General features: G+C 64.1%; 7 protein-coding genes. 5 read left to right on the top strand and 2 right to left on the bottom strand.

Annotated features, from left to right (window positions below):
- Positions 1-135: 135 nt before the first annotated feature.
- Positions 136-1,038 carry a LysR family transcriptional regulator gene (locus tag V8J55_RS21650; protein WP_336447649.1) on the bottom strand — a complete coding sequence of 301 codons (903 nt, stop codon included), beginning with the start codon at positions 1,036-1,038 and terminating at the stop codon, positions 136-138.
- 111 nt (positions 1,039-1,149) lie between these two features.
- On the opposite strand from V8J55_RS21650, the gene V8J55_RS21645 reads away from it, so the two are divergent.
- The 4 genes from V8J55_RS21645 (at position 1,150) to V8J55_RS21630 (ending at position 6,410) form a co-directional block, all read left to right on the top strand.
- A complete protein-coding gene (locus V8J55_RS21645; protein ID WP_336447648.1) occupies positions 1,150-3,138 on the top strand; it encodes an oxidoreductase in 1,989 nt (662 codons plus the stop codon).
- Positions 3,132-4,055: an NADP-dependent oxidoreductase gene (locus tag V8J55_RS21640; RefSeq protein WP_336447647.1), complete on the top strand. Its 924-nt coding sequence runs from the start codon at positions 3,132-3,134 to the stop codon at positions 4,053-4,055. Before V8J55_RS21645 ends, V8J55_RS21640 begins: the two co-directional genes overlap by 7 nt.
- Before the next feature lie 190 nt (positions 4,056-4,245).
- The gene (locus tag V8J55_RS21635; RefSeq protein ID WP_336447646.1) at positions 4,246-5,259 is read left to right on the top strand and encodes an alcohol dehydrogenase catalytic domain-containing protein; all 1,014 of its coding nucleotides are present in this window, start codon (positions 4,246-4,248) and stop codon (positions 5,257-5,259) included.
- Positions 5,256-6,410 (top strand): sulfotransferase family protein, encoded by a 1,155-nt coding sequence (locus V8J55_RS21630; protein WP_336447645.1) that lies wholly within the window; start codon positions 5,256-5,258, stop codon positions 6,408-6,410. The genes V8J55_RS21635 and V8J55_RS21630 overlap by 4 nt, the downstream gene beginning before the upstream one ends.
- Positions 6,411-6,428: 18 nt before the next feature.
- On the opposite strand, the gene V8J55_RS21625 is transcribed toward V8J55_RS21630, so the two are convergent.
- The gene (locus V8J55_RS21625; protein ID WP_336447644.1) at positions 6,429-7,658 is read right to left on the bottom strand and encodes a CaiB/BaiF CoA transferase family protein; all 1,230 of its coding nucleotides are present in this window, start codon (positions 7,656-7,658) and stop codon (positions 6,429-6,431) included.
- 191 nt (positions 7,659-7,849) lie between these two features.
- On the opposite strand from V8J55_RS21625, the gene V8J55_RS21620 reads away from it, so the two are divergent.
- Positions 7,850-8,653 carry an enoyl-CoA hydratase/isomerase family protein gene (locus V8J55_RS21620; RefSeq protein WP_336447643.1) on the top strand — a complete coding sequence of 268 codons (804 nt, stop codon included), beginning with the start codon at positions 7,850-7,852 and terminating at the stop codon, positions 8,651-8,653.
- Positions 8,654-8,655: the final 2 nt, after the last annotated feature.

Raw genomic sequence — 8,655 nt, 5'->3', positions numbered from 1 at the left:
CAGATCCGACGTAAAAGCCCGCCAAAACCAACCCTCGCCCGCGCAAAGGGCCGGCTTCACCTTCCCAATATCATCGCTCCTTCGTCCCTAAAACACCGCGACCTGCCCCATCACATGCGTGATGGCGGGGCGACGTTAGCCACCGCTTGTCCAGTCGACATGCTGGGCGAGATACTCGGCGACGCGGCTGACCGCGGGTCGCTTCGCCCGGTCACGCGGCATGAACAGGTGAATGTCGGCGGCAGCGGGATTCCAGTCCGCGAGAACAGGCACCAAGGCCCCAGCCCGGATTTCGGGGGCAACGAGGACCTCGAGCGACTGCGCAATGCCTACCCCTGCGACGGCCGCCGCCGCGATAGCGTCTCCGTGATTAAATGCTGCGGCGGCCTGCGGGCGCACCCAGCGCGTCTCGCCATCCTGTTCGAACCGCCAACGCTGGCCAAGCGGTCGCTCGGACGTCGCGTAGACAATCATGTCATGCTGCGCGAGCTCATCAAGCGTCGCGGGCGCTCCCTTCCGCGCGATATAATCCGGCGAGGCGACTTGAACGAAGCGTGTCTTCCCCAGCACCAGATTGACGCCGCGGTCCGGGGGCGGCGTTCCGACACGGATTATGATGTCGATGCCTTCCGCCTGCATTTCGCTGCGATGCTCTCCGAAACTCAGATCAACGGCGACTTCGGGATAAAGACGGCGCAGCGGCTCGATGGCGGGAACAATAAGCCGCATGCCGATGGCGCCCGGCGCATCGATCCGAAGCCATCCCTTGGGTTGATGAGCCCCGCGCCGCACGCCATTTTCTGCCTCGGTTACGGCGTCGAGGATCGCCCGGGCGTCGTGCAGGAAGCGGTGCCCCTCAAGTGTCAGCGCGAAGCGGCGCGTGCTCCGGTCGATGAGCCGCGTGCCGAGCCGATCCTCAAGGCGCGCCAGATGGGTCGATACCATCGCCGGTGACATTCCCAGCCGCTCGGCTGCGCGACTGAAGCCGCCATTGTCGACGATTGCGAGAAAGACCTCGAATCCTGTCAAACGGTCCATGATTATTCGCTCTCACCAAAGATTCTTTTTCCCGATAGCCGATTTTTCGTGAAAACGAATGGCCTAGAATGGCGGGCACGAACGAAAGAACGATAACCGGGACGAAGATCGATGGCATTTCCGCGCCTGTTTGAGCCATTCGAAATCGGGACGATGCGCCTGAAGAACCGCTTGATGATGGCGCCAATGGAAAGCCATCTCGGCAACGCCGACGGTTCTGTAAGTACCGAACAAATCGCCTATTATCGCGAACGAGCTCTCGGCGGCGTCGGAATGGTCACCGTCGAATTCACCTGTGTCGATGGAATGGATGGCTTCAGCTCCATGGCGCCCCAGCTCCGTCTCGATAACGACCGCTATCGGTCAGGTCATGGCAAGCTGGCAGCCGCCATTCAGGGAGGCGGAGCGAAGGCCTGCGTTCAGCTGTCCCACGCCGGACGCCAGTCGCGCGCAAGCGTGCTCGGCCGCTCGCCCGTGGCGCCAAGTGCCGTCGCGCTCAAAAGCTTCTATCTCGACACCGTGCCGCGTGCGCTCGAAGAGGGAGAAATCTGGCGCATCGTCGAAAGCTACGCGAATGCCGCGCGTCTCGCGGTCGCCTCGGGTTACGACGCTGTGATGCTGCACGGCGCGCACGGCTATCTGCTGCAGCAATTTCTTTCTCCTCTGGTCAACATGCGCGACGATGGCTGGGGCGGGGACTTCGAGCGGCGGCTCAGCTTTCCGCTCGAGGTGGTTCGTGCGGTCAAGGCGCAGCTTGACGCTCGCCCCTTATTGTATCGCCTCTCGGTCTCGGATTTCATCGAAGGCGGGCTGACAGTCGAGGATGGCGAAGCCATCGCGCCGCGCCTTTGCGAGGCGGGTGTCGATGCGATCGACATTTCCTGCGGGTCGCTAGACCGCGTCGATGTGATCGTCGAGCCCATGTCGATCGCCGAAGGCTGGCGCCTTCCCATGGCGCGCCGCATCCGCGCCGCGACAGGCAAACCCGTCATCTGCGCAGGGGTCATGCGCTGGCCCGAAAAGGCGGAACGCGCTGTCATCGACGGTGACGTGGATTGCGTCTCGCTCGGTCGTGCACTGCTCGCGGATCCGATGTGGCCAATCAAGGCACGGCGGGGCGAGGTCGAGGACATTCGGCCATGCACTTCGTGCAACTGGTGCATCAAGGAAACCGGCGCGAACCGGGGTGTCAGCTGCGCGGAAAACCCGCGCTGCGGTCATGAGACCGACCCTGTAATCGAAGGGTTCGGGCAAGGTCACCGGGCGGCCGTCGTCGGCGCCGGACCCGGCGGAATGGCGGCAGCGCTGCTTCTGGACCAAGCGGGTTTCGACGTCACGCTCTTCGAACGGCGACCTTCGCTTGGTGGCAATCTGATTACCTCGGCTACGCCGCCCAACAAGGACAAGTTATTCTGGTACAATGACTTCCTCCAGCGCCGCGTGGCGCGCAGTCGGATCACGGTGCGCGCCGGCATCGATGCGGACGCCAAGCTGATCGAAGGCGAAGGGCTCGATGCGCTCATCCTCGCAACTGGCGCGAAGCCCGCGCCGCTCGCCCTCGAGCGCGGCGGCAATCTTGCCGTCGCGCCGGCGTTCGAGGCACTGATCGGCGGGATCGAGCCCCCGGTATCCGATCAGCAGACCCCCATCGTGATCTTTGGCGGAGGAGAAACGGGCGCCGAGACCGCCGAACATCTCGCGAAGCGCGGATATCATGTCGTTCTCGTCTCGCGTTCCGACGCGCGGTTTCTGGCGCGCAATGCCGAGCCGCTCTATCGGATGCATCTGCTGCCCCGGATCGCAGCGAACTCCGCGATCCGCGTCGTCGATCGCACCAGGGTGGTTGGCGTCGGAGACGACTATGTCATTCTGGACGGCCCGGAGGGCAGGATGATGCAGCCGGCCTGTCTGCTTCTGCTGGCGCACGGGCTGGTGCCCGATACAAGCCTTGCCGACAGCCTTGCAGGCGCCGACCTTCCCACGATTGCGATCGGCGATGCGGTGCAGGTGTCGCGTATCGGCGAAGCCGTCCGAGACGCCTATCGCGCGGTGCAGGGACTGCGCCGCCTGCTCACCTTGCCCGAGCCCGTTGGATGCTGACGCCGCCGGACCGCATGAAGGCCGTCACGATGTCTCGCTACGGAGATATCGACGTCCTCCAGACGGCGGAGGTGGCCATGCCGGTACCTGGACCGGGTGAAGCCCTGGTCCGGGTCCGCGCGGCGGCGGTCAATCCTGCCGATGTCAAATGGCGCGCAGGCCAGTTCGCGTCATTTGCCCCCGTGGGCTTTCCGCACATCCTCGGTTACGACGTCGCCGGAGAAATCATGTCTTCGGCCCGCTTCGGGGCAGGCGCGCGCGTCGTCGCGATGCTCGATCCCTTCCGCAAGGGCGGATATGCCGAATATGCAGCGGTCGCCGAAGACGCTTTGGTCCTCATCCCGGACGCCCTCGATTTTGCGGCCGCTGCCGCGATTCCGACGCCCGGCCTGACGGGGCTGCAACTTGTCGAACAGGCCGCCAACGTGCGCTCTGGAGACCGCGTCATGATCAGCGGCGCCACCGGCGCAGTCGGACGGTTCGCCATATGGGCCGCACGGCAGCGCGGTGCGACGGTTATAGCGGCGGTTCGCGCAGGACGCGCCGCGCTCGCGCGCTCGCTTGGAGCCCACGAAATCTGGTTGGCTCCGGCGATTGAGACCGAGACGACCAAGGCGAACTGTCTGATCGATACGATCGGCGGCGCGGACGCCGCGCGGCTCGGCGGCGGCATCCACCCCGACGGCGGCATTTTCACGGTCGCCACCACGCCCATTCCTGTCGGTGAAATGCCCGTCGAGCCGATTTTCTATGCCGTTCATCCCGACGCAGCGCAGCTTGAGCGGCTTGTCGCGGCGGTCGACGCGGGCGAAATAGAGCTTCCGCCATTACTCCGCATAGGCTTTGACGATCTCCGCCTGGCGCATCGGCAAATCGAGGACGGCGGGTTCGCTGGAAGGCTCGTCCTGGAGCCCTGACCGCGGGCGTGCCGACCTCTCGAGCTGAGCCGGGCGGGGGCACCGATCATGTTCGTGATGAATATCCTTGTTGGCGTGCGTTTTCTTGACTTGCCCGGGCGCATGGCGGCGAAATGCCGGTTCGAATGCCGTGCCGAATGAGCGCGGCTCGTGGGAAGGATGCTGCAATGCCTGTTCGAAGGGTCAGGGCATGAGGGCCGCGATATTCAGGGGCGCGGGGCTGCCGCTTGCGGTCGAAATCGTAGCAGACCCTGTTCCCGGCGAGGGTGAGCTCGTCATCCGCGTCGAGCGGTGCGGCGTGTGCGGCACAGATCTCCATATGACGTCCGGGCATGGCGATGATGTGCCCCTCGGGACAGTCATCGGCCACGAGTTTTCCGGCGAAATCGTTGCGGCGGGCAAGGATGCCGGAGGCTTCGGGACGGGTGAGCGCGTGACCGCGATGCCGTGCAGGGGATGTGGCGTCTGCGCTCGTTGCAGGGAAGGGTATCCGATTGCCTGCACCGCAATGGAAGGCATGGTGGGAGGCTTTGGCGAATATATGCGCGTCGCTGCGAGCAGCGCCATTTCTTTGCCGGCGGGCCTTTCTGCGCTCGACGGCGCGCTCGTCGAGCCGCTCGCGGTCGGGCTGCATGGCGTGCGCCTTGCGAAGATGACCCCCGGATCGCGAGTTGCAGTCCTTGGAGCCGGGTCGATCGGGCTCGCGGTGATCTACTGGGCACGCCACCTAGGTGCCGGCTGCGTTGTCGCCATGTCGCGTTCGGCACGCCGCGCGCCGCTCGCGAACGACGTGGGCGCGCAGGGCTTCGAAGCCTTCGGCGAAGGCGAGGGCGAACGGCTCGCCGCTGCGCTCGGTGGCCCACCCGATATCCTGTTCGAGTGCACCGGCGCGGTCGGCTCGATGCAGAAAGCGGTCGAGCTTGTAGCCCCCGGCGGCACGATCGTATCGCTTGGCTTCTGCGCCGCGCCCGACGCTCTTGTCCCGGCGCTTGCGACTTGGAAGCGCGCCACCATGCGCTTCTCCTTCGCCTATAGTCTCGCAGATTTCCAGGAGAGTGCCGACATGCTCGACGCCGGTCATGTCGAGCCGAGGCTGATGGTGTCGCGAACGGTCGGACTGGATGCATTTCCCGCCCATTTCGAAGCGTTACGTGCAGGTTCCGGCGAAACTAAGCTGCATCTCGACCCTTGGGCCTCGGCATGAGAAGCGAAAATCTCTTCACCCCGGCCGCGATGCTCGCAGCGTCGACGGCGCGTACCGGTCTTTCGGACTTTGGCGATCCGGCGTTTCGCGAGGGATTCGACCTACTTCTGCGTGCGGTAGACGATCTTGACCTGGCGCCCGAATTCGCCGCGGCGAGCGCTTTTCGCATCGGTCAGTCGCTCGACGCGCGCGCCTTGGCGGTCGCAGGGCTGAAGGCGCGGCCAGACGTTCGCGGCCGCCCGATCAAAGCACCGGTGGTCATAGTGGGATTGGTACGATCGGGTACAACGGCGCTTCACCAGCTGATGTCGCTCGACCCACAATTTCAGGGGCCCGAGCACTGGCTCGCGATGTACCCTATGCCGCGCCCGCCGCGCGATCAGTGGGTCAACACGGCGCAATATCTCGCTGAAAAGACCGCGCTCGACAGCTTCATCGCAGCGGCGCCCGAAGCAGCGCTAGATCATATGATGACCGCCGAAGGCATAGAGGAATCGCTGTTCATCCTCGCCTCCGGCTTTTCAAGCAACATGTGGCCCTCTATGTGGCCTGTTCCGGCCTATGACAGTTGGTATCGCGGACGTAATGACGAGGACAGTTACCGCTGGCTGGCCGATGTGCTGCGGCTCATCGGCGCCGACGATCCGCGCCGCTGGCTGCTCAAAAACCCGACCGACCTGTTTTCGCTAGGCGAACTGCTGACGGTCTTCCCCGATGCGTGCGTTGTCCAAACCCATCGCGACCCTGTCGACGCGATGCCATCGATCAGCAGCTTGATCTTTGCCGCCCGGCGAGCCTTTTGCGGCGATAACGCGGCCGCTGCCGATGTGGGGCCGCGCGAAGCAAATTTTTGGGGGGAAGCGCTCGATCGGGCGCATGCCGCGCGCTCGAACAGCGAGGCCGCTTTCATCGACATCGAATTTCACGATTTTACGCGCGACCAGCTCGGCGTGATACGCTCGATTTATGATGTTTTTTCGATCGACCTTCATCCCCTGACCGAGGCGAAGATGCAGGCGTGGCTCGACGCGCATCCGCGGCCCGTATCGTCGCAGGGCCCGGCGCGCTATGCGCCCGAGGCATTCGGTCTCACGCGCGCATGGCTCGAGCAGAGGTTCGCCGCCTACCGCGCGCGGCGGGGCTACGTCTGATGCTCGCGGCGCGCGGACTCAGATGATGCCGCCAGCCTTGAGCCGTTCGAGCGCCGCCTGATCAAGTCCGAGTTCGCCAGTCAGTACCTCTTCGGTGTGCTGGCCGAGCATCGGCGGCGCGTCATAATCGGTGATCGGTGTTTCCGAAAAATTGAGCGGGCTGCGGATCACATCGAGGTCAGGCTTGAGCGGATGCGGCGCTCTGGCGCGCAGGCCGCGATGCTGGGCCTGCGAATAGTTGAACACCTGCTCGAGGTCGTTGATCGGCCCGCTCGGGATACCGGCAGCGCCGAGTTTCTCGAGCCAATAGGCGACCGTATTGGTCTCGAAGATCTTGTTGAAAACTTCGGTGATCTCGTCTCGGTGCGCGACCCGCAGCACATTGGTGACGAAATGCGGATGATCCGCGAGCTCCGGGTGACCAACGGCAGCGCAGAGCGCAATATATTGCTTGTCGTTGCCCGACGTGATCATGATGGCGCCATCGCTGCACGGGAACATGCTCGTCGGCATGCCACCATTCCCCTGCGTGCCGCGCCGCACGGGAACCTCGCCCGACGTCAGGTAGATCTGGGCGTAATGCGATAGCGCCGAAACGCCGCAGTCGAAAAGCGCAACATCGATATACTGGCCTTCGCCGCCATTTGCGTCACGATAATAGAGCGCCGCGAGGACGGCGTTCGCGACATTGAGGCCCGTGAACAGGTCGATGATGCTGGGGCCGACCTTCATCGGCCCAGCGCCCTCTTTGCCATCGGGAGTGCCGGTGACGCTCATCAGGCCGCATTCGCCCTGGAACACAGCGTCATAGCCCGGTTTGCTCGCCAGGGGGCCGGTCTGGCCATAGCCGGTCACCGAACAGTAAATGATCGAGGGCTTGATCGCCTTCAGGCTCTCATAGTCGAGACCGTAGCGCTTCAGATCGCCAACCTTGTAATTTTCCATGACGACGTCGCAGGAGTCGACGAGCTCGCGGATCAGGGCCTGGCCTTCGGCGCTCGCAATATTCAGCGAGACCGAGCGCTTGTTGCGGTTCACCGACATGTAGAAGGCATTGTCGCGGGTGGGCTTGCCGTCGGCATCGCGAAGATAGGGTTCGCCGAAGATGCGCGCGTCGTCGCCCACCACCGGGCGCTCGATCTTGATCACGTCGGCCCCGAGGTCCGCGAGAATTTGGGAGCCGAAGGGCCCAGCGAGAACGCGCGTGAGATCGAGTACGCGGATGTTGTCGAGCGGAAGTCGGCCCATGTCGCACCTTGTCATTGAACAATCGATCACCCTTGCGTCGGACTGGATGGATAAGACAAGGGACAAGTGCGGCTGTTCACAACCGTGATATGGCCCAGCCGTTCCCCGATACCGGCCGTGCAAGGCTCGCCTTTTCAAGGGCGATGCGCCACACAGGCTTGCGGCGGATCGCAAGGCACGGGACAACAAACATGAGCGACATTCTGCAGGATACACCGGCCGCAGGGGTGTGCCGTCTGACGTTCAATCGTCCCGACGCGCTGAATTCGCTGACCTACGCCATGTATGGCGAGCTGATCGATCGTCTCGAGGCGGTGCGCTACGATCATGATGTGCGCGTCGTCATCCTCACAGGTGCCGGCCGCGGATTTTGCGCGGGACATGACATTCGCGCCGCTGGCGCCCCCGACTGGGTCGATGCCGAGCTCGGCAAGGCGCAATTCCAGCGCCGCGTCATGGACCGGCTCGGCCAGATACCGATCCTCATGCGTGCTTTGCCGCAACCTGTCATCTGCGCGGTTAACGGCGTCGCGGCCGGCGCAGGCTACGCGATCGCGCTCGCGGCCGACATGACGGTCGCGGCGCGTTCGGCCAAGTTTGTCAACGCGTTTCACAATGCAGGCACTGGGCACGAACTCGGTTTCAGCTATCTGCTTCCAAGGCTGGTCGGGCAGCAGCGCGCCGCCGAACTCATGCTCACCGGGCGCGCCGTGCTCGCCGAAGAGGCCGAACGGATCGGCCTCGTGCTGCGCTGCGTCGCCGATGGCGGGCTGATGGACGAGGCGATGCGTCTAGCCGACGCCGTGATCGTCAACAGCCCCATCGGGATTTCGCTGACGAAGAGCTCGCTCCATATCAACGCCGATGCCCCGAGCCTTGCCGCCGCGATCGAGCTCGAGAACCGCGCCATTTTCATGAGCCAGTCGACGGGCGACACGACGGAAAAGCGCAACGCGTTCATTCAGAAACGGCGCCCCGACTTCACGGGCCGCTGACC

Source organism: Sphingopyxis sp. CCNWLW2, from assembly GCF_037095755.1.
Lineage (GTDB): Bacteria > Pseudomonadota > Alphaproteobacteria > Sphingomonadales > Sphingomonadaceae > Sphingopyxis.
The sequence above is the reverse complement of the archived record's forward strand: the minus strand, read 5'-3'. Positions and strand labels throughout refer to the sequence as shown.

What these genes read in the sequence shown, in the direction of transcription:
- V8J55_RS21635 (WP_336447646.1), top strand. Translation starts at nt 4,246, where the DNA reads ATGAGGGCCGCGATATTCAGGGGCGCGGGGCTGCCGCTTGCGGTCGAA.
- V8J55_RS21625 (WP_336447644.1), bottom strand. Translation starts at nt 7,658, where the DNA reads ATGGGCCGACTTCCGCTCGACAACATCCGCGTACTCGATCTCACGCGC.
- V8J55_RS21640 (WP_336447647.1), top strand. Translation starts at nt 3,132, where the DNA reads ATGCTGACGCCGCCGGACCGCATGAAGGCCGTCACGATGTCTCGCTAC.
- V8J55_RS21630 (WP_336447645.1), top strand. Translation starts at nt 5,256, where the DNA reads ATGAGAAGCGAAAATCTCTTCACCCCGGCCGCGATGCTCGCAGCGTCG.
- V8J55_RS21645 (WP_336447648.1), top strand. Translation starts at nt 1,150, where the DNA reads ATGGCATTTCCGCGCCTGTTTGAGCCATTCGAAATCGGGACGATGCGC.
- V8J55_RS21650 (WP_336447649.1), bottom strand. Translation starts at nt 1,038, where the DNA reads ATGGACCGTTTGACAGGATTCGAGGTCTTTCTCGCAATCGTCGACAAT.
- V8J55_RS21620 (WP_336447643.1), top strand. Translation starts at nt 7,850, where the DNA reads ATGAGCGACATTCTGCAGGATACACCGGCCGCAGGGGTGTGCCGTCTG.